The sequence below is a fragment of the Paenibacillus lentimorbus NRRL B-30488 genome, assembly GCF_000411595.1.
Lineage (GTDB): Bacteria > Bacillota > Bacilli > Bacillales > Bacillaceae > Bacillus > Bacillus velezensis.
In genome coordinates this window covers 71,727-95,661 of sequence record NZ_ANAT01000026.1, presented here as the reverse complement: position 1 = coordinate 95,661, position 23,935 = coordinate 71,727, and the positions used below count along the sequence as shown (strand labels likewise).

Genomic DNA, 23,935 nt, shown 5'->3' with positions numbered 1-23,935 from the left:
CCTCCAGCGATTGTACCAGTCTATGCGGCAGAATATGTAACAAAGTACTTAAAAGGAGTGTTTAGAATGTCATTAAGAGAAGAAGCGTTACATTTACACAAAGTAAATCAAGGAAAGCTGGAATCAAAAGCAAAGGTAGAAGTCAGAAACGCGGACGACTTAAGCCTTGCCTACTCTCCCGGAGTAGCTGAGCCTTGTAAAGAGATTTATGACGATAAAAATAAAGTATATGATTATACAATGAAGGGGAACATGGTAGCAGTCGTAACAGACGGATCAGCCGTTCTCGGTCTCGGTAATATCGGGCCTGAAGCTTCACTTCCGGTCATGGAAGGGAAAGCGGTGCTGTTCAAAAGTTTCGCGGGCGTGGATGCATTCCCGATCGCGCTTGACACAAACGATGTGGACAAAATCATTGACACTGTGAAGCTGCTTGCACCGACATTCGGCGGTGTCAACCTTGAAGATATTGCGGCGCCGAACTGCTTCATTATCGAAGAGCGCCTGAAAAAAGAAACAAACATTCCGGTTTTCCACGATGATCAGCACGGCACTGCCATCGTAACCGTTGCCGGACTTGTAAACGCGCTGAAATTATCAGGAAAATCCATGTCATCCATTAAAGTTGTGGCAAACGGAGCGGGAGCGGCAGGCATCGCGATCATTAAGCTTCTTTACCATTTCGGCGTACGCGACATCGTGATGTGCGACTCTAAAGGAGCGATTTACGAAGGGCGTCCGGCCGGCATGAACGCGGTGAAAAACGAAGTGGCCAAGTTTACAAACCAAGACCGCAACGACGGTTCGCTGCAGGATGTCATTAAAGATGCAGACGTCTTTATCGGCGTATCAGTTGAAGGCGCGCTGACGAAAGAAATGGTGGAGAGCATGGCAAAAGATCCGATTATCTTCGCAATGGCCAACCCGAATCCGGAAATCATGCCTGAAGACGCGCGCGCAGCCGGCGCTAGCGTAATCGGAACAGGCCGTTCTGATTTCCCGAACCAGGTTAACAACGTACTGGCATTCCCAGGAATTTTCCGCGGGGCGCTTGACGTTCGCGCGACTCACATCAACGAAGAAATGAAAATTGCTGCGGTTGAAGCGATTGCTTCCCTTGTTTCAGAGGAAGAATTAAGCGCTGATTATGTCATCCCGGCTCCATTTGACAAACGCGTGGCTCCTGCCGTTGCGAAAGCTGTTGCGAAAGCAGCGATGGAAACGGGCGTCGCCAGAATTACGGTCGATCCTGAAGAAGTGGCTGAAAAAACAAGACAGCTCACAGTCATCGGTGAATAATAACACAAAAATGAAATGGCAGCGCGTTGGAAAAACAACGCGCTGCTGTTCAATATACGGACTGCCGGCATTTTTTTAAGGGCAGGTCTTAAAAAAATTTCAGCAGAATCCTTATTTCTTTTGAAAACGCTGACAGATAAGGCTGAACAACGCTTTTGACGGTATGAAATCCGTCCGTTTCCGTCTGTTTTGCAGCAAAAAATGTCGAATGGAGGATGACACCGTTTGACAAAAAAAGTACAATAGTTTCGGTAAAGTTATTATTAAGTCTATCTAATCGGAAGACATGCAGTGAAGAGAACCCTTCACAAAAGGGAGGTAATCATTTGTTAAAGGATATATTCACAAAAAAGAAAAATAATGCTTCCGTGCCGTCTGAGCAGGCAAAACATGATGTTCCGGAAGGCATTATGACAAAGTGCCCCAAATGTAAAAAAATCATGCTCACAAAAGAGTTAGATAAAAACCTGCGCGTCTGCATGAACTGCGGGCACCATTTCCCGATGAATGCAAAGCAGCGCATTGAAAGCCTCCTGGATGAAGATTCATTCGAAGAATTCAACCAGGGAATGATATCTGAAAACCCGCTCGGTTTCCCGGAATACTTAGAAAAAATCGAAAAAGACCGTGAGAAAACATCGCTGAATGAAGCGGTGGTTACCGGAAAAGGAACCATCAGCGGTTTCCCTGCCGTGATCGCGATCATGGATTCAACATTCCGAATGGGCAGCATGGGTTCGGTTGTCGGCGAAAAAATCACGCTTGCAATTGAAAAAGCAAAAGAGGAAAAAGTCCCGTTTATCATCTTTACCGCTTCCGGCGGCGCACGTATGCAGGAGGGGGTCTTAAGTCTTATGCAAATGGCAAAGACAAGCTCTGCATTAAAACTGTTCAGTGAGGAGCAGGGACTGATTATTTCTGTCATGACCCATCCGACGACAGGCGGCGTATCGGCCAGTTTCGCGTCTCTCGGTGATTATAATTTCGCTGAACCGGGCGCCTTGATCGGATTTGCCGGAAGACGTATTATTGAACAGACGATCGGGGAAAAACTGCCGGAAGATTTCCAGACGGCGGAATTTTTATTAAAGCACGGCCAGCTTGATGCGGTGATCCACCGAAACGACATGAAAGACAAACTCGCATTTCTGCTGGACATGCACCAAACAGGAGGTGAGCATGAGTGGCTGCAAGATTAGAATTTGAAAAACCGGTGATTGAACTGCAGACGAAAATCGCCGAACTGAAAAAATTCACCCAAGATTCGGAGATGGATTTAAGCGCTGAAATCGCAAGGCTTGAAGACCGGCTCAGCAAGCTCCAGGATGAGATTTATAAAAATCTGAAGCCGTGGGACAGAGTGCAGATCGCACGCCTTCCCGACCGGCCGACGACGCTTGATTACATTCAATACCTGTTTACCGACTTTTTTGAGTGCCACGGAGACAGAACATACGGAGATGATGCTGCGATTGTCGGCGGAGTCGCCAAATATCACGGCATGCCGGTCACCGTCATCGGACATCAGCGCGGAAAAGACACGAAAGAAAACCTTGTCCGCAATTTCGGGATGCCTCACCCTGAGGGCTACCGCAAAGCGCTTCGTCTCATGAAGCAGGCGGATAAGTTCAACCGCCCGATTATCTGCTTCATCGACACGAAGGGAGCGTACCCGGGTAAAGCGGCGGAGGAACGGGGACAAAGTGAAGCCATCGCCAAGAACCTGTTCGAGATGGCCGGCCTGACAGTGCCTGTCGTTTGTATCGTCATCGGGGAAGGCGGCAGCGGAGGCGCGCTTGCGTTAGGTGTGGGCAACCGCATGCTGATGCTTGAGAACTCGACGTATTCCGTTATTTCTCCTGAAGGAGCCGCGTCCATTTTGTGGAAAGATTCCAGCCTTGCGAAAAAGCGGCCGAAACCATGAAGATTACTGCGCCCGATTTATTAGAATTAGGAATTATTGATGATATGATTAAAGAAGTGAAGGGCGGAGCTCACCATGATATCAAGCAGCAGGCGGGCTACATTGACGGTATTCTTAAAGAAACGTTAAAATCTCTTCTTCGATTGAACGCCGAAGAGTTGATCTCACAGCGCTATGAAAAATATAAAGCAATCGGGAAAGTTTCGGTTGAGGATCAATATATCGGGGTAAACTGAATAGACGTGAAGCCTATGGCTCACGTTTATTTTTGTGATTTTTGTGATATTCCTTAAATTTTATTTAAAAACAATTTATTTAATTGTATAATAGGTAAGGTTTCATGGGAGCTCAGGCGTCCCTTTTCATTGTTTTAGGGCAATGATCATGATATGTTTAACATATATATGTTGCTGAGGTGAATAGGAAATGAAGCGTATAGGAGTACTAACGAGCGGCGGGGATTCCCCGGGTATGAACGCTGCGGTGCGCGCGGTTGTGCGGAAAGCTATCTACCACGACGTCGAAGTGTACGGAATTTATAACGGTTATTCAGGATTAATCAGCGGAAAAATAGAAAAACTGGAGCTGGGTTCGGTCGGTGACATCATCCACCGCGGCGGAACAAAGCTGTATACGGCCAGATGTCCTGAATTCAAAACAGTTGAAGGCCGTGAAAAAGGAATCGAAAATTTAAAGAAACTCGGCATTGAAGGTCTTGTCGTCATCGGCGGAGACGGTTCATACATGGGTGCGAAAAAATTAACGGAACACGGGTTTCCGTGTGTAGGTGTACCGGGTACGATAGATAATGACATCCCGGGAACTGATTTTACGATCGGATTTGATACGGCGTTAAACACCGTAATTGATGCGATTGATAAAATCCGTGACACCGCTACGTCTCATGAGCGTACATACGTTATTGAAGTGATGGGGCGCCATGCGGGCGACATTGCTTTATGGGCAGGTCTTGCAGGCGGAGCGGAATCAATTTTAATTCCTGAAGCGGACTACGATATGGAGGAAATTATCGGCCGTTTGAAGAGAGGGCACGACCGCGGCAAAAAACACAGTATCATCATCGTTGCAGAAGGGGTAGGCAGCGGGGTTGAATTCGGAAAACGCATCGAAGAAGAAACGAACCTTGAAACACGGGTATCCGTTTTAGGGCACATCCAGCGCGGCGGATCTCCAAGCGCTTCTGACCGGGTTCTTGCAAGCCGCCTCGGCGCTTACGCGGTTGAGCTTCTGCTTAAAGGAAAAGGCGGACGCTGCGTAGGTATACAAAACAACAAGCTTGTAGACCATGATATTATAGAAATTTTAGAATCAAAACATACTGTTGAACCAAACATGTATCAGCTTTCAAAAGAACTGTCTATTTAAGGCGGAAGAAGCTGAAGATTTCAGAAGGAAGTGAACGAGTTGAAAAAACAAAAATCGTTTGTACAATCGGTCCGGCCAGTGAAAGTGTAGAAATGCTGACAAAATTGATGGAAGCGGGTATGAACGTTGCTCGTCTGAATTTTTCACACGGTGATTTCGAAGAGCACGGCGCAAGAATCAAAAACATCAGAGAAGCCAGCAAAAAGCTCGGCAAAAACGTGGGGATTCTCCTCGATACGAAAGGTCCGGAAATCCGCACGCACGATATGGAAAACGGCGCGCTTGAGCTTCAGGCGGGAAATGAAATTATCGTTTCTACGAAACAGGTGCTGGGAACGCTTGAAAAATTCTCAGTTTCTTATGAAGGCCTGGCAGACGACGTGTCAGCAGGGTCTATCATCCTGCTGGATGACGGTTTAATCGGATTGGAAGTGCTGGAATCAAATCCGGAAAAACACGAAATCAAAACAAAAATCTTAAACAGCGGCACGCTGAAAAATAAAAAAGGCGTAAACGTTCCCGGCGTCAGCGTCAACCTTCCCGGAATTACTGAAAAAGACGCCAAAGACATCGTATTCGGTATCGAGCAAGGCGTTGATTTCATCGCTGCGTCATTTGTACGCCGTTCTACGGATGTCCTGGAAATCCGCGAACTGCTTGAAGAGCATAACGCGTCTGACATTCAAATCATTCCTAAGATCGAGAACCAGGAAGGCGTGGACAACCTGGATGCGATCCTGGAAGTATCTGACGGCTTAATGGTAGCGCGCGGAGACCTAGGCGTAGAGATTCCGGCTGAAGAAGTGCCGCTCGTGCAAAAAGAAATGATCAAAAAATGCAACGCGCTCGGCAAACCGGTTATTACTGCGACACAAATGCTTGACAGCATGCAGCGCAACCCTCGTCCGACACGTGCTGAAGCAAGTGACGTTGCCAACGCCATTTTCGACGGCACAGATGCGATCATGCTTTCCGGTGAGACGGCAGCGGGACAATATCCTGTTGAGGCGGTTCAAACAATGTTTAACATCGCCACACGCACGGAAGAATCTCTGAACTACAAAGAAATTCTGTCTAAACGCAGAGATCAGGTCGGTATGACGATTACCGATGCGATCGGCCAATCAGTTGCGCACACGGCGATCAATCTGAGTGCGGCAGCTATCGTGACGCCTACAGAAAGCGGCCATACGGCGCGTATGATCGCGAAATACCGTCCGCAGGCTCCGATTGTAGCCGTTACGGTTAATGAGTCTGTATCACGCAAACTCGGCCTTGTATTCGGTGTATTCCCGTCAAGCGGCCAAAACGCGAATTCTACCGATGAAATGCTTGAAGACGCGGTTCAAAAATCACTTGACAGCGGCATCGTGAAACGCGGTGATCTAATTGTCATTACAGCAGGTTCTGTCGGTGAATCAGGCACGACGAATCTGATGAAAGTCCACACTGTCGGCAGCATTATCGCGAAAGGACAAGGCATCGGACGCAAATCTGCATTCGGTCCGGTCGTTGTTGCAAAAAATGCGAAAGAAGCTGAACAAAAAATGACAGACGGCGCAGTATTGGTTGCTTCAAGCACTGACCGCGACATGATCGCTTCACTTGAAAAAGCATCAGCGCTCATCACTGAAGAAGGCGGTCTGACAAGCCATGCAGCCGTTGTCGGTTTAAGCTTGGGCATTCCGGTTATCGTCGGCCTTGAGAACGCAACTTCAGTTTTAACAGAAGGACAGGTTATCACAGTTGACGCTGCCCGCGGCGCTGTGTATGAAGGCCGCGCAAGCGTTCTTTAAACAGCTTTAAAAAAGAGAGGGGGGTTCTCCCTTCTCTTTTGTCTTTAGGTTGATTTTCCTATTCCCATGCGGGCGGTGACGCGCTTTTAGAAGGGCAGGAGGGCAGAAAAATGAGAGTGTTATTCTTACTGTTTATCGTGTGTCCGGCAATTGAAATCGGTTTGTTTCTGCTGGCGGGAAAATGGCTCGGTATTTTTCCGACCTTCCTTCTCATCATTTTGACAGGCGTGTTAGGCGCTTTGGTGGCAAAAAGACAGGGAACCGATGTGTATCATCGGGTGATGCGCGACCTGCAGCACGGCAAAATGCCGGGGGAAGCGCTTCTTGACGGAATATGCGTCTTTTTCGGAGGCCTGCTTTTGATGCTTCCGGGTTTTCTGTCCGATATTGCAGGGGCCTGTCTTCTGATTCCGTTCACTCGGAACCGCATGAAGCCGCTTTTGTTCAAATGGCTGAGAGGAATGTCAAAAAACAAGCGGATCATTATCAAATAAAAACGGCAGCCTTCTTACAGGGCTGCTGTTTTTATTTGGATTGAACAGTAATATAGGCCCATATTTCTTTTAAAGCGCCCGTTGTGATAAAGGCCTGAATGAAAACGAGCAGCGCGGGCCCCGCAGCCAGTCCTAAAATTCCGAACAATTTAAAGCCGGCAAACAGGGCGATTAAGGTCGCAAGCGGATCAAGTCCGATTGACTTGCTTAAAATTTTCGGCTCCGTCAGCTGGCGCTGAATGAGAACCACAATATATAAAACACCGAGACCGATCGCTTGAGGAAGCTGACCGGCAATGGCCAAATACATAATCCAGGGAACAAAGACCGACCCGGCGCCGAGATACGGGAGCAGATCAACCAGGCCGATAAAAAAGGCGATGGTTGCCGCATGCTCAATCCCTAAAAGAAAAAGTCCGATAAAGACAATGATCATCGTGAAAAGTATGAGCACGGCTTGCGCCTTAATGAAACCTGCCATCGCTTTTTTCAGCTCTCCCGATACGGCCTTGGCGTTTGCCGAAACCCGTTCCGGAAAAATGGAATAAAGCAGCGCCTTCAGCTTATGCCAGTCCTTTGTCATAAAAAAAGTCGCCAGCATTGCGAAAATGAAGACGGCAGCTGTATTGGGAAGGAAGGCAATCCATTTCGGCACCAGCTCCAAAAGATGTGAAAGCATGAGCCCCGCATTTTTAGCGGCTGTATCACCGAGGGTCTGAATATGCGTCACGATGGAAGCCTGCTGATTGGTTTCCAGCCCATTAAATAAGACAGTCAGCTCGTGATACAATGGCTGAATGCGGGAAGTGAACAGCTCTTCGCAATACGTCATAAAGGCGCTGATATGGGGAGGGAGTGTTTTGGCCAGATAGGCCGTTCCCGAAATGATTTCCGCAACGAGAAATGTTGCCGCGCCGAGAAGAATAAGCAAAAAGAAGACCAGGACAATGACTGTATTGACTGACCGGGGCAGCCCCGTCAGTTTGTCCAGCCAGTCAACTACGGGAATGATCGCTGATGACAGAATAAGGGCGATCAGAAACGGATAAGTTAACGGAAATGAGGCGTAACCGGCCGCTAAAGCGCCGCCGGCCGCAGCGAGTACAAACAGCGCGCGGAAAAAAACAGTTGCATAGTGCGGATTCACATCGATCCTCCTCTCGGTCGGCACGTCCTATTACATTAGTTTATTCGTCAAAAAAGGATATGATTACAGATATGATGAAAGAGGGTGCTTTCAGGATGTTTACACAGGCGAATTTATTTTTACTATTATTGCTGGCCATCGCATTGGTAGCCAAAAATCAGTCATTGCTTTTTGCCGTCGGCTTTCTCATTGTGATAAAAGCTGTCGGTCTTGATCAGAAACTATTTCCGGTTATTCAGTCAAAAGGCATCAACTGGGGGGTCACCGTCATTACAATCGCCGTTTTAGTGCCGATTGCCACAGGTGATATCGGTTTTAAACAGCTCGGAGAAGCGATGAAATCATATTATGCGTGGATCGCTCTCGGTGCCGGGATCGCGGTTGCCTTAATCGCCAAAAACGGTCTCACCTTATTGGAAAACGACCCTCATATTACAACGGCGCTGGTCATCGGCACGATACTTGCCGTCGCGCTTTTCGGAGGCGTCGCCGTCGGCCCGTTAATCGGCGCCGGAATCGCCTATTTGGCCATGCAAATCGTTAAAATATTCACTTCATAAAGTAAAAAAGCGGCGTAAAGCTGCTTTTTTTGCGGGTGAAAATAAGAGTTTGCAGCGCATTTTGTAGTTCAGACAAATGCCATTTGCATTATTCCGAGGAATGAAGTGGCTTACCATGTAACAAAGAACTTCGGAATCGCCGGCGCATATTGTGCGATGACAGCGGATGCAGTAAGGCGGTTCCAATTGATGAATGGATTAAAAGCTGATGGAATTTATGCACTTGAACCAAATCAAAACTTGAAGTGTTGTTAAAATAAGCGGAGACCCTTTCCTTCAATTTGAAAGTTTGTTAAATTTATAATGAGAATGAAAAAACACAATTCGGTTGGTAGTCCGGATGCATTATTTAAAATGTCAGTAACCTTCCCCTCCTCGGGATGTCCATCATTCTTCAGTAAATTTAGGAGGAGGGAATCGTTATGAAATTAACGGTTTACTACGATGGTCAGTTTTGGGTAGGAGTCATTGAAGTTGTGAATAATGGGAAATTAAGAGCAGTTCGTCATTTGTTTGGACAAGAGCCCAAGGATTCAGAAATCATGCATTTTGTTCATAATCAACTTTTACAGACTCTCTCCCGTACTGAACAAGCAGGGGTTTGTGTTAAAGCAAAATCTAAGAAGTTAAACCCAAAAAGATTACAACGGCAAGCTTCTAAAGAGATGAAAAATATCGGGATATCAACTAAGGCGCAAAAAGCGATAAAACAGGAGCTTGAAGCAAGAAAAGAAAAGAAAAAACAACTGAATAGAAAACAAAGAGAAGAAATAAAGGAACAAAAATATTTAATCAGAAAACAAAAAGCAAAAGAAAAGCATAGGGGCAAATAGTTGGAGAACGCTATGAAGCCCTCCGATTAAAAAGGTGAGCGGCATCCGTTTTTCTTCGGACTGATTTAGAAAAAGAAGCAGAAATCGAGCCCTTCTCGAGATGAGGAGGGTTTTTCTGCAATTTATTTAAATTCACTTACATCAGTAAATGAGTCAGATTCAATTGATGAACGGTTTGATGAAGATATTCAGGGCTGAGTACAAAAGCGAAAATCTTGTCTTAGCTGAAGTAATAATAAGCTCTCTCTTTTATGAAGGGAGAAGACTTTTCGAAGTTATTAGATATTCAAGATGTAATAAAAAATAAAGGAATGCAAATGTTAAAGTGAAGGGAGATGATTATTATGAAAAAAATAATTGTATTGGTGATCTTATGTTTTTCGTTAAGCTCTATCACAGTGGCTGCTGCTAAACAAGAACACGGCCAGAACCCAAAAGTTTCTCAGGAGCTATTTGGTGTTTTTATGCATGAGCTTTTCTGTAAAAATATATTAGACAGTGCCCGTGAATTCTATAAGGATGACACACTCTCTGTTACCATTAAAGGAGGCGTTAAATTATTCGAAGAAAAAGAAGGCAGGTATATAGTGAAGTTCATAATTATCCCTCATTCAAAGCTTCTGGGTAAAAAAGGCAAGATTTCAGGAACCGATACATTGACTTTCAGAGTAGACCCCTTCCTTTTGGGTTCTGGTTCAAGGGACAGAAATTCAGCAGTTACATTCCTGCATTTAAAGCATAACAACTCCACAAGGCAAAATTGATAAAACAGGATACTCTACATAGGATGTCCTCTTTTGGTAAAAAGGTTCCTGTCTATCACGAATAAACAGAGCAGATGCGAATTTACGGGCCGGAAACAAAAGCGAAACTGAAAACATTATTGAAATGAAAAAATCCCCCGTTTTGGGGGATTACTTTTTCTTTTCTTCTAATAGTTGAATAATTCTTTGATTAGCCTGTTTTTGCGCTCTCAACAACGAAACAATATTCCCCGTGAAACCAATCAAAATGACAAGCAGAAAAATTATAATCCACACAAGTCCATACCCCCTAAGGTGTTATTACCGTCCTGAATGTCGAATCACTTGTATTGTTTAGACCTTCATACATTGTACTTGTCTTGTATGGAGTTGGAAATAGGACAATTTGATAGTTTTCTTTATCCTCAACTTTCGGCATGTCAATTTCATATATATTTGTGGCATTCTCTTTAACCCTGGTAAATGAAACAGGTTTCCCATTAACTGACCTTTGTTCTGTCCCTGACAAGGCGACTAAGGCATAATCAAGATTCGTATCATGTGAATTGAAAATTTGCAAGTATGTTTTTTGGTTGCTTTTTGATTTAAATAGGATTTTATTTCCGGTTTTATTTGATGTTAAAAATACCTGTTCGCCCGTTAATTCATCAGCTGTTTTTGGGGTTTTAGGTCTTCTTTTTCATCCCGGCTTTTCCTGATGTAACGGAGAGTAAAGTTTTCTTGTAAACCTGATGCAATATCAAGGTTATTGCTTTCTTGTTTGTAATCAGGCTCAGGAATAACAATGAAACTTAACTCGCTGAAATTAGGCGGCGGCTCAAATTCCAACTTGATTTTTTTCACTGAATCTTTATCCATTTTGAATGTATAGGATTTTTTGTACCCTCCGCCATTTGCTTTGAAAGGAATTGTCTTGAAGTCTGAGAGGATAACCAATCCATATGTTCTTTTGTCATTAAAATAATGACTAAAAGATAATACTTTTTTGTATCCCTTCCCGTTTTTCTTTCCAATATCCAAAGAGTCTAAAATTTGCCCGTCCTCTTCATATAAACCGTATGAAACGGTGTCAGTGCCGGGGCCGGTCACATCTTCTTGTTCATCATTGTACTTTTCATCATCTGTAACTGCAGAAGTCTGTTTGTTTTGATCTTTGTTAAAAAAGTAAAGGGATGCGGCAACTGCCAAAATTACGAAGGGAACACAAATTAAAAGAATCTTTTTCATTCTCATTTATATTTTAAAGAACGTCTTTTATGTTCCATTTTTTCTGATGCGTTACAGTTTTATATTTTTTCCTTACGTATTTGGAGTTACCATATGCTTTCCCTTTACATCCATATCCCCCGGTTACTGTTCCCACAGCTTCCGCCCCGGCATAGTTTGAATTACTATTTGTGTCAGTTTTGCTTTTTGAAAGCGCGCCGTTATTATAGTACAATCGTGATTTTGCCTCGATTGTATTTATTCTCATTTTGGCACTGGCCTTTGTCAACATGGCGTAATTGCATGCGAAAAAGTCCAGTCCCTGTCTGCGCTTTTTTAAATTCCAATTGGTCTTATAATCAGGTTTTGACGCCATTACAGTATACGGGCTTTCGGTTGCTGTCTGAAGAATAGAGCCAGAGCTTTCCGTACTGTCTTCAATTGTAATCCATTCTTCATCGGTCTTAATAGATGCAGCAGAGGCGGTGTCTTGATAAGAAAACAATGATCCGGAAGCTAAAGTAAAGGTAGCCAGGAAAGGTAAAACAAATTTTTTCATCTCAACATCTCCTTTTTTGTTATTTTGTTACAGCGCCAATTATACAGGTCTGCATTTTTTTATGAATGGGTAAAAACATCTGTAGATTCGACAATAGAGAGAAATAGTCCGCTATAATACCGTTCTGAAAAAGTGGGTAAATAGCCTTTTTTTAAAAATTGCGTGATATCGAAACGGGAAATTGCGTGATGTCGAAAAAAAACTCCTATTAATTACATTTTTTGTTAAAGATATGCTAGAATATTGTTTGAGAAAATTTAGAATATTTGTAGAAAGAGGGGTTTATTGATGAGTAAACTGGCTTCTGAATGTGTTGCAAATATATTAAATGATTGGTATATCGCGATAAAACAACAAGACACTGAGTCTGCTGAGAGATATTTTGAAAAGATCAAACCATTGTTTGATGAAATGGAAGAGGATCAGGAAGTTTTGATGTATTATTCTTTGTTAGAAGAAAGACATAAAATGCTGTTGTTTCAGGTGAAAGGGGAAGAGCTGCCGTCCCATTCATATTTTAATGAAAACCACGCTGATGAAATAAAAAAAACAGATCATATGATTGAATATTATTTCTTTCTATTTGAAGCGTTATATGAGTCGCACAAAAGAAATTTTGAGAAAGCAATTACTTTGTTCAAAATAGCAGAGAAAAAATTGAAAGATATACCCGATTGTATAGAGCGGGCTGAATTTTATTCGAAAGTGGCATCTATGTATATGATGCTGCGGCAGAGTCTAATTTCTCTGAATTATATCAATGATGCGCTACAAATTTATAGAGAAAATGAAGGCTATAAACGAAAACTTGCCACGTCTCTTATGATTGTTGGCCAAAACTACACTGATTTAGGACTTTACGAAAAAGCAGAGGAAAGTTATTTAGAAGCAATCAGAATTTCGAGAGTTCTTTACGATTCACTTTTCACCGCTTTAATACACCATAATTTAAGTATTACATATTCTGCAGCAAACCGTTCCCAAGACTGTATAAATGCCTTGAAAAAAGCCATCAGAAATAAAGAGTGGAGGGACTCGGTTTATTATATAAATTCCCTGTATATGTTTCTGAAAGAGCTTTATAAAATAGGGGATGTAAATAAAATTCCATATTATTATAAAAAGACAAAGGAATATTTTGAACGAAAAGAGAATAAGGTGTATGAGGCTAAAATAAATATTATTTACGGACTTCTGCAGCAGGATCAGAGGAAAAGCATTGAAACTTGTCGAGGTGGTATTTCTTACTTATATGAAGTAAATGACCTTGATAGCGTCTTTGATCTTTCTTTGGTTATTTCAGAACACTGTGAGAAGCATGGACTCTATAAAGAGGCGCTTGAATTTTCTAGACATGCTATTTTAGCCGAGAAGAAAATGAGGCACCTGGAGGGATTGTAATTGAAAAAATTATTCTTTGTGCAGCTCTCACCTTCGTTGCGTTAAGTGGTTTAGCTGCAGTCAAGATTAATCAAGAATCATCAGATGTTAAAATAACAGAGCGCCCGGTGGGTACTCTAAAATTAGCAGAGCGGCCAGTAGGCACATAAAAAAAGCCCCGGACAGGGCTTTTTTTTGCGCTCTTTCTGGCGTTCATTTGTGAATAACCCGGGTAGTGGTGCGTTGTCCTTTTATACTCCCCTAAAACTCCCCCAATTGAAAACATGAGAATACATGGTTTTACAAAGCATCTGAAAGCAAGCGATTAAATTTATCAACGCCAAGCCTTGATATATAGGGCTTTTAAAACATTTTTAGTTAAAAGTCTACAAATTAATCAGATTATTGTTTATAATAAGAATAGGCTTAAACTTAAATAAGCTTATAAGAATTTGTTATGTTCCTCTATAAGCATACCGGTTATGTAACCGCAACCAGTGAAATGTAAGCATTTTCTTAAAGGGGAAAGGGATTGTTTGCATGACTCATTTTAAGTAAGCCGTATGTTTTATATACTCTTTAAAGGGGAATTTTGATTGAAAAGGAGAGGTTGAATATGACAGCAACACGCGGTCTTGAAGGGGTTGTAGCAACAACATCATCTGTAAGCTCTATTATCGACGATACCCTTACATATGTAGGGTACGATATTGACGACTTGACAGAGAATGCAAGTTTTGAAGAAATCATTTATTTGCTGTGGCATCTGCGCCTGCCGAATAAAACGGAACTTGCTGAACTGAAAAAACAGCTTGCGAAAGAAGCTGCCGTTCCACAAGAAATCATTGAGCACTTCAAATCCTATCCCCTCAATAACGTACATCCAATGGCTGCGCTCCGGACGGCGATTTCATTACTCGGTCTGACTGACAGTGAAGCCGATGTCATGAATCCGGAAGCGAACTACAGAAAAGCCATCCGTCTGCAGGCGAAAGTGCCGGGCATTGTCGCCGCTTTCTCAAGAATCCGCAAAGGACTTGATCCTGTTGAACCGAAGGAAGAGTACGGAATCGCGGAGAACTTCCTTTACACCTTAAACGGTGAAGAGCCTTCTCCGATCGAAGTGGAAGCGTTTAACAAAGCGCTCATTCTTCATGCGGATCATGAGCTGAACGCATCAACATTTACGGCGAGAGTATGTGTCGCCACCTTATCTGATATTTACTCAGGCATCACTGCCGCCATCGGCGCTTTAAAAGGACCGCTTCACGGCGGAGCCAATGAAGCCGTCATGAAAATGCTGACAGAAATCGGCGAAGTGGAAAACGCCGAGCCTTATATCCGCAGCAAAATGGAGAAAAGGAAAAGTAATGGGCTTCGGACACCGTGTGTATAAGCATGGAGACCCGCGCGCCAAACACTTAAAAGAAATGAGCAAACGCCTGACGAATCTGACGGGTGAAAGCAAATGGTACGAGATGTCAATCCGTGTCGAAGAAATCGTGACGTCGGAGAAAAAACTTCCGCCTAACGTTGATTTCTATTCCGCATCTGTATACCACAGTCTCGGCATTGATCACGATCTGTTCACGCCGATCTTTGCGATCAGCAGAATGTCAGGATGGATCGCCCATATTCTTGAACAGTACGATAACAACCGCCTCATCCGCCCGCGCGCTGATTACACGGGCCCGGATAAGCAGACTTTTGTTCCGATTGATGAAAGAGCCTGATCAAACGGGAGGCTGGTGATTTTCATGTCGTTAGCCTCTTGTTAATCAAGCCCGGATTGGTTTACAATTTTGATAGAATCTTGAGAAAAGTCATTTTGTTTTTTATACAAGAAAAATAAAATGTTTTCTAAATATGAATTACATACTGGGAGGTAATATTGTGTCACAAGGTGAAAAAATTACAGTCTCTAATGGAGTATTAAACGTACCAAATAATCCGATTATCCCGTTTATTGAAGGCGACGGCACAGGCCCTGATATTTGGAACGCCGCTTCTAAAGTATTGGAAGCCGCTGTTGAAAAAGCATATAAAGGCGAGAAAAAATCACGTGGAAAGAAGTTTATGCCGGTGAAAAGGCTTATAATAAAACAGGTGAGTGGCTTCCTGCCGAAACGCTGGAAGACATCAGAGAGTACTTCATTGCTATCAAAGGTCCTCTGACGACACCGGTCGGCGGCGGTATCCGTTCACTGAACGTGGCGCTGAGACAGGAGCTTGATTTGTTTACGTGCCTGCGCCCTGTCAGATATTTCACTGGAGTGCCTTCTCCGGTCAAACGTCCTGAAGATACGGATATGGTCATTTTCCGCGAGAATACGGAAGATATTTACGCCGGAATTGAGTATGCGAAAGGTTCTGAAGAAGTTGAAAAGCTGATCAGCTTCCTGCAAAATGAAATGGGCGTTAACAAAATCCGTTTCCCTGAAACGTCAGGAATCGGGATCAAGCCTGTTTCTGAAGAAGGCACAAGCCGCTTAGTCAGAGCTGCCATTGAGTATGCGATCGAAAACGGCCGTAAGTCTGTCACGCTTGTCCACAAAGGAAACATCATGAAGTTCACTGAAGGGGCATTTAAAAACTGGGGCTACGAGCTTGCCGAAAGAGAATACGGAGATAAAGTATTCACTTGGGCTGAATATGACCGCATTGTCGAAAAAGACGGAAAAGAAGCGGCTGATAAAGCGCAGAGCGAAGCGGAAGCGGCAGGGAAAATCATCGTCAAAGACAGCATCGCTGATATTTTCCTTCAGCAGATCTTAACCCGTCCGAGCGAATTCGACGTCGTGGCGACAATGAACTTAAACGGAGACTATATCTCTGATGCGCTTGCCGCTCAGGTAGGCGGAATCGGGATCGCGCCTGGAGCGAACATCAACTATGAAACAGGGCATGCGATTTTCGAAGCGACTCACGGAACGGCGCCTAAATATGCCGGCCTTGACAAAGTCAACCCGTCATCCGTCATCCTTTCAGGAGTGCTTCTTCTTGAACACCTGAACTGGAATGAGGCTGCTGACTTGATCATTAAATCTATGGAAAAAACGATTGCTTCAAAAGTAGTAACGTACGATTTTGCTAGATTAATGGACGGTGCAACTGAAGTGAAATGTTCAGAGTTCGGTGAAGAGCTCATCAAAAACATGGACTGAACCTAAAGCAGACTTCTAATGAAGCCAAAAAAGGAGAAGAGAATCATGGGAAAAACACGCAGTAAAGTTTCTGTTATCGGAGCAGGATTTACGGGAGCGACAACAGCCTTTCTTACAGCTCAAAAAGAGCTTGCGGACGTTGTGCTCGTTGATATTCCGCAATTAGAAAACCCGACAAAAGGAAAAGCGCTAGACATGCTCGAAGCAAGTCCGGTTCAAGGATTTGACGCGAAAATCACAGGCACGTCCAACTACGAGGACACAGCCGGTTCTGATATCGTCGTCATCACAGCCGGAATTGCGAGAAAACCAGGCATGAGCCGTGATGATCTCGTATCTACAAACGAAAAAATCATGAGAAGCGTCACACGTGAGATCGTGAAATATTCTCCTGACTGCATTATCGTTGTATTGACAAACCCTGTTGATGCGATGACATATGCGGTGTACAAAGAATCAGGCTTCCCGAAAGAACGCGTCATCGGACAATCCGGAGTGCTTGACACTGCGCGATTCAGAACATTCGTTGCTGAAGAATTAAACCTGTCTGTAAAAGATGTGACCGGTTTTGTTCTTGGCGGACACGGTGACGACATGGTTCCTCTCGTCCGTTATTCCTATGCGGGCGGCATTCCGCTTGAAACGCTTATCCCGAAAGACCGTCTTGATGCGATTGTAGAACGCACAAGAAAAGGCGGCGGGGAAATCGTCAACCTTCTCGGAAACGGAAGCGCCTACTACGCGCCTGCTGCATCATTGACTGAAATGGTAGAAGCCATTTTGAAAGATCAGCGCCGCGTGCTTCCGACCATCGCTTACTTAGAAGGCGAATACGGTCATGAAGGCATTTACTTAGGCGTACCGACGATTATCGGAGGAAACGGCCTAGAGCAAATCATCGAGCTTGAACTGACAGACTATGAAAAAGCGCAGCTGAGTAAATCAGTTGAATCTGTCAAAAACGTGATGAAAGTATTGTCATAAGAAAAAGGGAAGGCTTCCGAATCAGAAGCCTTCCTCTTTTTACAATTAATGAAAGCGTTTTCTTTTTCCCTGAGCGATCCTTTCTCTGAAAATGATCAAAAAGGCGAATTGTCTGAACGGGCAGTATTGGATAAAATGAAATCATAAAGTGATATGCAGCACATAAAATAGAGAAAATTGGATGTCGGGGAAAATAGACAGCGGAGGGCGCAGCATGAACAAAAAATTTTAGTTGTAGATGATGAACAATCTATCGTTACTCTTTTACAGTATAATCTGGAACGGTCCGGCTATGATGTCATAACCGCATCAGACGGCGAAGAGGCTCTGGAGCTGGCAGAGAATGAAAATCCGGATTTAATCGTACTGGATGTCATGCTGCCGAAAGTGGACGGAATCGATGTCTGTAAACAGCTCAGACAGCAGAAAATGATGGTCCCGATCTTGATGCTGACAGCAAAAGATGAGGAATTTGATAAGGTGCTGGGACTGGAGCTCGGAGCGGATGATTACATGACAAAGCCGTTCAGTCCGCGGGAAGTCACTGCGCGGGTGAAAGCCATTTTAAGAAGGGCTGACATTTCATCGCTGTCACAAGGCAGAGCAGAGGAAAAGGACGGGCAGATCCTCATCGGCGAGCTGAAAATTCTTCCTGAGCATTACGAAGCGTATTTTAAGTCAGAACAGCTGGAATTGACGCCTAAAGAATTTGAACTGCTTCTGTATTTGGGAAAACACAAGGGAAGAGTGCTGACGAGAGATCTTCTGCTGAGCGCGGTCTGGAACTATGATTTTGCCGGGGATACCCGGATTGTTGACGTTCATATCAGCCATCTGCGCGACAAAATCGAATCAAATACCAAAAAACCCATCTATATTAAAACAATCAGAGGTTTGGGGTATAAACTGGAGGAGCCAAAAATGAATGAATAAAGTCCGTGTGCGTCTGTTCGCTTTACTCGTTGTATGTATCATATTGGTTTTCAGTGTTCTCGGTCTTTTTTTACAGCAGCTTATTTCTTCATCCGCTGAAGAAAGAACGGCGGATCAGCTGAAAAAGGAATCGGTATACATAGCGGGCCTTCTTGACACCGGCCGAATCGGCAATAAAAGCAATGAAACGGTAATCCGTGACGCCGGCCGCACCCTCGGTATAAACGTCTCCGTGCTCAACGAGAAGGGTGACGCCGTATATCATTCCGGCAGTCGTGCTGATGATTCAGCCGTAAAGGAGTTCATTTCTCACAATAAAAGCGAGGAAGCCGTACAGTCGAAAAGCAAAGTCATCCGCGGCACTGCTGTAAAAAATGACGCAGGGAAAATTGCGGGGTATGTACTCGTTTCCTCGGAGATCAACGGCGGTTCAAGCGTTACCGGAGAAATGTGGGGCATGCTGGCAGCAAGTCTTTGTACCGCTTTTATCATTATCGTTTTCTTTTATACAAACATGACGTCCCGTTACAAAAAATCAATCGACGCCGCGACAAAGGTGGCGACGGAGCTGTCCAAGGGGAATTATGACGCCCGCTCCTACAGCGGTTACGCAAGGCGGTCGGACCGTCTCGGGCGTGCGATGAACAGCCTGGCGGTCGATTTAATGGAAATGACAAGAACGCAGGATATGCAGCGCGATCGTCTGTTAACTGTCATTGAAAATATCGGATCCGGTTTGATTTTAATAGACGGGAGAGGTTTTATCAATCTCGTGAACCGGTCATACACGAAGCAGTTTCATACAAAGCCTGAACGTCTGCTTCGGCGCCTTTACCACGATGCGTTTGAACATGAGGAGATCATTCGGCTTGTCGAAGACATTTTTATGACGGAGACGAAAAAATGCCAGCTGCTCAGACTTCCCATCAACATTGAGCGGCGCTACTTTGAAGTTGACGGCGTTCCGATCATGGGCCCTGACGATGAATGGAAGGGCATCGTCCTCGTTTTTCACGATATGACGGAAATTAAAAAATTGGAGCAGATGAGAAAGGACTTCGTCGCCAATGTCTCCCATGAACTGAAAACACCGATCACCTCAATTAAAGGATTTACGGAAACACTGTTAGACGGAGCGATGAAAGACGAAAAGGCGCTTTCAGACTTTCTGTCTATCATTCTGAAAGAAAGTGAGCGGCTCCAATCTCTCGTGCAGGATTTATTGGATTTATCCAAGATGGAGCAGCAAAACTTTACGATGCGCGTAGAGTCCTTTGATGCTGCAAAAATTCTGCATGAAATTGAGGCGCTTTTGCAGCATAAGGCTGAGGAAAAAGGCATCAGCTTTCAGCTCGATCTCCCGGAAGAGCCGATTTTTGTGACGGGTGATGCGCACAGGCTGAAGCAGGTATTTTTGAATCTGGCGAACAACGCCCTGACCTACACGCCTGAAAAAGGGACGGTGGGAATTTCGGTACATGTGAAAGAAACCGTTGTCGATATCAAAGTGTCCGATACGGGAATCGGCATTCAGAAGGAAGAGATCCCGCGGATATTTGAGAGATTCTACCGCGTGGATAAAGACAGAAGCCGCAACTCGGGAGGAACCGGACTCGGCCTCGCCATCGTGAAGCACTTAATAGAAGCCCATGAAGGTAAAATCGAGGTCACAAGCGAGCCGGGACAGGGAACTGTGTTCACTGTGACGCTGAAGCGGCCGCCGGCAGCGTGATCAGCTTTACAAAGGATTAACAATTTCTTCATGACCTGTTAAACCTATCTTGTTAGGATATAACAGAACCCCTTCATCCAAGGAGCCAATTTTGACGGCGGGAACGCGTTTTCTTGTTCCCGTCCTTTTTTGCGTTTTCACGGGGTCCGCTCATTTTCCTTTCAAATTGAACTTTGTTAAAATAAGAGAAGCTGTGAGATTAAAAAACAGAGGAATGACGAGCTTTTGCTCTTAGGAGGATATTGAATGACGGAACGAAAAAAATTAGTGCTTGTCGACGGAAACAGTCTGGCGTACCGGGCGTTTTTTGCATTGCCGCTTTTAAGCAATGAAAAAGGCATTCATACAAATGCCGTATACGGGTTTGCGATGATTTTAATGAAAATGCTGGAAGATGAAAAACCGACCCATATGCTGGTGGCTTTTGATGCGGGAAAAACCACTTTCCGCCACAGCACGTTTAAAGAATATAAAGGCGGAAGACAAAAAACGCCGCCGGAGCTTTCAGAACAGATGCCGTTCATCCGCGAGCTCCTTGATGCCTACAACATCAGCCGCTACGAGCTTCCTGAATATGAAGCGGACGATATTATCGGCACGCTTGCCGTATCTGCTGAAAAAGACGGCTTCGAAGTGAAGGTCGTTTCGGGGGACAAGGACTTAACCCAGCTTGCAACCGGGAAAACGACCGTTGCCATTACGAGAAAAGGCATTACCGACGTAGAAGATTACACGCCGGAGCACGTGCAGGAAAAGTACGGTCTGACCCCTTTGCAGATCATTGATATGAAGGGATTAATGGGGGATTCATCCGATAACATACCGGGCGTCCCCGGCGTCGGAGAAAAAACCGCGATTAAGCTCTTAAAGCAGTTCCATTCGGTTGAGAAACTGCTTGATTCCATTGATGAAGTCAGCGGAAAAAAATTAAAAGAAAAGCTTGAAGAATATAAGGAACAAGCCCTGATGAGCAAAGAGCTGGCGACGATTATGACAAATGCGCCGATTGAAGTCAAGCCCGAAGATTTAGATTACCAAGGGTTTGACCGTGAACAAGTTGTTGCCATTTTTAAAGACCTCGGTTTTAATACGCTTCTTGAGCGGCTCGGAGAAGAAAGCGGGGAAACGGCGGAAGAAAATTTTGAAGACATCAATGTCGAAACGGCAGAAGAAATCACCGAAGATATGCTCGTTTCGCCGTCCGCTTTGGTCGTCGAACAAATCGGTGATAACTATCACGAAGAACCGATCCTCGGCTTTGCCATCGTGAATGAAACAGGTCTTTATTATATTCCGAAAGAAATCGCCATTCAGTCTGAAGCTTTTAAATCTTGGGCTGAAGATGAATCAATGAAAAAATGGGTGTTCGACAGCAAACGTTCCGTCGTCGCTTTGCGCTGGCAGGGAATTGAGCTGAAGGGAACGGAATTTGACGCGCTTCTTGCTGCCTATATTATAAACCCGGGCAATTCGTACGACGATGTCGCGAGCGTAGCGAAAGAATACGGGCTGAATATCGTTTCAAAAGATGAAGCGGTATACGGAAAAGGCGCAAAACGCGCCGTTCCGGCTGAAAAAGAGCTTGCCGATCATCTCGCGCGGAAAGCGTCTGCCGTTAACAGCCTCCGTGACAAACTGCTTGACGCTTTGGAAGAAAATAATCAGCTTGAACTTTATCAAGATCTTGAACTCCCGCTTGCGCTAATTCTCGGAGAAATGGAATCAATGGGCGTCAAAGTGGATGTTGAAAGACTGAAGCGAATGGGAGAAGAGCTCAAGGCAAAACTGAAAGAATATGAAGAAAAAATCCATGACATCGCCGGTGAGCCGTTTAACATCAATTCACCAAAACAGCTCGGCGTCATTCTGTTTGAAAAACTCGGCCTGCCGCCAGTAAAGAAAACAAAACAGGCTATTCCACTTCAGCTGATGTGCTTGAGAAGCTCGCCGACAAACATGATATCGTCGTGTACATTCTGCAATACAGACAAATCGGCAAACTCCAATCGACTTATATTGAAGGGCTGCTGAAAGTCACGCGCAAGGATTCTCATAAGGTGCATACACGATTCAATCAGGCATTGACGCAAACCGGACGCCTGAGCTCAACGGATCCGAACCTGCAAAATATTCCGATCCGGCTGGAGGAAGGGCGGAAAATCCGTCAGGCTTTCGTACCGTCCGAACCGGACTGGCTTATTTTCGCCGCTGATTATTCACAAATTGAATTAAGGGTGCTTGCGCATATTTCAAAAGATGAAAATCTGATCGAAGCATTTACGAATGACATGGACATTCACACAAAAACCGCCATGGACGTGTTTCATGTCAGTGAAGATGAAGTGACACAAGCGATGCGCCGCCAGGCAAAGGCCGTCAATTTCGGGATCGTTTACGGCATCAGTGATTACGGGCTGTCGCAAAACCTCGGCATCACCCGGAAAGAAGCGGGCGCTTTTATTGACCGCTATTTGGAGAGCTTCCCGGGTGTCAAGGCATATATGGAAGAATCGGTGCAGGAAGCGAAACAAAAAGGATATGTGACGACACTTATGCAGCGCCGCCGCTATATCCCTGAGCTGACCAGCCGCAACTTCAACCTGCGGAGCTTTGCGGAACGGACGGCCATGAATACGCCGATTCAGGGAAGCGCCGCCGATATTATTAAAAAAGCCATGATTGACATGGCAGCTGAGCTGAAAGAGAAAAACCTGAAGGCGCGACTGCTGCTTCAGGTGCACGATGAATTGATTTTTGAAGCGCCTAAGGAAGAAATTGAAATATTAGAAAAGCTGGTTCCTGAAGTGATGGAGCATGCTTTGGCATTAGACGTGCCGCTGAAGGCTGATTATGCTTCAGGGCCGTCCTGGTACGATGCAAAATAAACAGAAAAAAGGAAGTGATGATTGTGCCGGAATTACCAGAAGTTGAAACGGTCCGGCGCACTCTGACCGGTCTTGTGAAGGGGAAAACGATTGAATCGGCGGATATCAGATGGCCGAATATCATAAAAAACCCGCCGAGCCGGAGGAATTCGCGCGGCAAATTGCAGGAGAAACGATCCGATCCATCGGAAGAAGGGGAAAGTTTTTGCTTTTCCATCTGGATCATTATGTCATGGTGTCCCACCTGCGGATGGAGGGGAAATACGGTCTTCATCAGGCCGATGAGCCTGACGATAAACATGTGCACGTCGTGTTTCACATGACGGACGGAACACAGCTCCGCTACCGGGATGTCCGGAAATTCGGCACGATGCATTTGTTTGCGCCGGGAGAGGAACGGAATGCATTACCGCTTTCACAGCTCGGGCCCGAACCAGATGATGAAGCATTTACCGCCGCTTATTTAAAAGAGCGACTTGCAAAAACGAACCGCGCGGTGAAAACCGCCCTGCTCGACCAAAAAGCGGTCGTCGGCCTCGGCAATATTTATGTCGATGAAGCTTTATTCCGGGCGCGGATTCACCCTGAGACAAAAGCGAACAGCCTGTCTGACGGGCAGATAAAAACGCTTCATACAGAAATTAAAGACACCCTTCAGGAAGCGATTGACGCGGGCGGGAGCACCGTCCGGTCTTATATCAATTCTCAAGGGGAAATCGGAATGTTTCAGCTCAAACATTACGTATACGGCAAAAAGGATGAACCGTGCAAAACGTGCGGCACGATGATTTCTAAAATCGTGGTCGGCGGAAGGGGGACGCATTTTTGCGCCCGCTGCCAAAAAAAATCATAAACTGAAGCTGTTCAAGCAGGCGGCAGCAGAATGACT

Annotated in this window: 16 protein-coding genes and 6 pseudogenes; 19 read left to right on the top strand and 3 right to left on the bottom strand. The window is 44.8% G+C overall.

Translation table 11 applies throughout. From position 1 onward, the window contains the following. Nucleotides 1–66 precede the first annotated feature (66 nt). From ystJ to D368_RS14550, 6 genes and pseudogenes are all read left to right on the top strand, one after another. On the top strand, nucleotides 67–1,299 hold the full coding sequence (gene ystJ, locus D368_RS14575) for an NADP-dependent malic enzyme (RefSeq protein WP_007613079.1): 1,233 nt from the start codon (nucleotides 67–69) through the stop codon (nucleotides 1,297–1,299). A 326-nt stretch (nucleotides 1,300–1,625) separates the two neighbouring features. Then, a complete protein-coding gene (gene accD, locus D368_RS14570) occupies nucleotides 1,626–2,498 on the top strand; it encodes an acetyl-CoA carboxylase, carboxyltransferase subunit beta (RefSeq protein WP_128574929.1) in 873 nt (290 codons plus the stop codon). After that, a pseudogene (gene accA, locus D368_RS14565) lies at nucleotides 2,483–3,459 on the top strand (acetyl-CoA carboxylase carboxyl transferase subunit alpha). The gene accD and the pseudogene accA overlap by 16 nt, the downstream one beginning before the upstream one ends. Nucleotides 3,460–3,649: 190 nt before the next feature. Next, nucleotides 3,650–4,609 carry a 6-phosphofructokinase gene (gene pfkA, locus D368_RS14560; RefSeq protein WP_003152443.1) on the top strand — a complete coding sequence of 320 codons (960 nt, stop codon included), beginning with the start codon at nucleotides 3,650–3,652 and terminating at the stop codon, nucleotides 4,607–4,609. A 17-nt stretch (nucleotides 4,610–4,626) separates the two neighbouring features. Then, on the top strand, nucleotides 4,627–6,405 hold the full coding sequence (pyk, locus tag D368_RS14555; RefSeq protein ID WP_128574928.1) for a pyruvate kinase: 1,779 nt from the start codon (nucleotides 4,627–4,629) through the stop codon (nucleotides 6,403–6,405). A 110-nt stretch (nucleotides 6,406–6,515) separates the two neighbouring features. Next, entirely contained in the window at nucleotides 6,516–6,899 is a 384-nt protein-coding gene (locus tag D368_RS14550; RefSeq protein WP_012118168.1) for an FxsA family protein, read from the top strand. A 31-nt stretch (nucleotides 6,900–6,930) separates the two neighbouring features. Here the strand turns inward: D368_RS14550 and ytvI are convergent, their stop codons facing one another. Next, nucleotides 6,931–8,046 (bottom strand): sporulation integral membrane protein YtvI, encoded by a 1,116-nt coding sequence (gene ytvI, locus D368_RS14545; protein WP_003152446.1) that lies wholly within the window; start codon nucleotides 8,044–8,046, stop codon nucleotides 6,931–6,933. A 95-nt stretch (nucleotides 8,047–8,141) separates the two neighbouring features. Here ytvI and D368_RS14540 point away from each other — a divergent pair, with 95 nt between their 5' ends. The 4 genes and pseudogenes from D368_RS14540 to D368_RS14525 all read left to right on the top strand — a co-directional run bounded on the left by D368_RS14540 (nucleotide 8,142) and on the right by D368_RS14525 (nucleotide 10,203). After that, entirely contained in the window at nucleotides 8,142–8,606 is a 465-nt protein-coding gene (locus D368_RS14540) for a DUF441 domain-containing protein (protein WP_003152447.1), read from the top strand. Between the two features lie 123 nt (nucleotides 8,607–8,729). Then, a pseudogene (locus D368_RS14535) lies at nucleotides 8,730–8,866 on the top strand (peptidoglycan-binding domain-containing protein); the annotation flags it as partial. Nucleotides 8,867–9,028: 162 nt separating this feature from the next. After that, the gene (locus tag D368_RS14530) at nucleotides 9,029–9,439 is read left to right on the top strand and encodes a YjdF family protein (protein ID WP_071391508.1); all 411 of its coding nucleotides are present in this window, start codon (nucleotides 9,029–9,031) and stop codon (nucleotides 9,437–9,439) included. A gap of 344 nt (nucleotides 9,440–9,783) precedes the next feature. Next, entirely contained in the window at nucleotides 9,784–10,203 is a 420-nt protein-coding gene (locus D368_RS14525; protein ID WP_071391509.1) for a hypothetical protein, read from the top strand. A 639-nt stretch (nucleotides 10,204–10,842) separates the two neighbouring features. On the opposite strand, the gene D368_RS20245 is transcribed toward D368_RS14525, so the two are convergent. Continuing rightward, complete coding sequence (locus tag D368_RS20245) at nucleotides 10,843–11,430, bottom strand: hypothetical protein (RefSeq protein ID WP_486129266.1); 588 nt, start codon at nucleotides 11,428–11,430, stop codon at nucleotides 10,843–10,845. Between the two features lie 13 nt (nucleotides 11,431–11,443). Next, a complete protein-coding gene (locus D368_RS14515) occupies nucleotides 11,444–11,968 on the bottom strand; it encodes a hypothetical protein (RefSeq protein ID WP_071391511.1) in 525 nt (174 codons plus the stop codon). 288 nt (nucleotides 11,969–12,256) lie between these two features. On the opposite strand from D368_RS14515, the gene D368_RS14510 reads away from it, so the two are divergent. The 9 genes and pseudogenes from D368_RS14510 (at nucleotide 12,257) to mutM (ending at nucleotide 23,899) form a co-directional block, all read left to right on the top strand. Further along, nucleotides 12,257–13,369: a response regulator aspartate phosphatase gene (locus tag D368_RS14510; RefSeq protein ID WP_071391512.1), complete on the top strand. Its 1,113-nt coding sequence runs from the start codon at nucleotides 12,257–12,259 to the stop codon at nucleotides 13,367–13,369. Further along, nucleotides 13,363–13,518, top strand: a complete 156-nt coding sequence (locus D368_RS20240; RefSeq protein ID WP_486129270.1) for a PhrK family phosphatase-inhibitory pheromone — start codon at nucleotides 13,363–13,365, stop codon at nucleotides 13,516–13,518. The genes D368_RS14510 and D368_RS20240 overlap by 7 nt, the downstream gene beginning before the upstream one ends. Before the next feature lie 446 nt (nucleotides 13,519–13,964). After that, nucleotides 13,965–15,081 (top strand): annotated as a pseudogene (gene citZ, locus D368_RS14505) (citrate synthase). Between the two features lie 160 nt (nucleotides 15,082–15,241). After that, nucleotides 15,242–16,512 (top strand): annotated as a pseudogene (icd, locus tag D368_RS14500) (NADP-dependent isocitrate dehydrogenase). Nucleotides 16,513–16,557: 45 nt separating this feature from the next. Further along, entirely contained in the window at nucleotides 16,558–17,496 is a 939-nt protein-coding gene (mdh, locus tag D368_RS14495) for a malate dehydrogenase (RefSeq protein ID WP_003152455.1), read from the top strand. A gap of 177 nt (nucleotides 17,497–17,673) precedes the next feature. Next, the gene (locus tag D368_RS14490; RefSeq protein WP_128574927.1) at nucleotides 17,674–18,429 is read left to right on the top strand and encodes a response regulator transcription factor; all 756 of its coding nucleotides are present in this window, start codon (nucleotides 17,674–17,676) and stop codon (nucleotides 18,427–18,429) included. Continuing rightward, nucleotides 18,422–20,161 (top strand): two-component system histidine kinase PnpS, encoded by a 1,740-nt coding sequence (gene pnpS, locus D368_RS14485; RefSeq protein WP_101562335.1) that lies wholly within the window; start codon nucleotides 18,422–18,424, stop codon nucleotides 20,159–20,161. The genes D368_RS14490 and pnpS overlap by 8 nt, the downstream gene beginning before the upstream one ends. A gap of 246 nt (nucleotides 20,162–20,407) precedes the next feature. After that, nucleotides 20,408–23,046 (top strand): annotated as a pseudogene (polA, locus tag D368_RS14480) (DNA polymerase I). Nucleotides 23,047–23,069: 23 nt separating this feature from the next. Beyond that, nucleotides 23,070–23,899: pseudogene (gene mutM / locus D368_RS14475) on the top strand (DNA-formamidopyrimidine glycosylase). Nucleotides 23,900–23,935 lie beyond the last annotated feature (36 nt).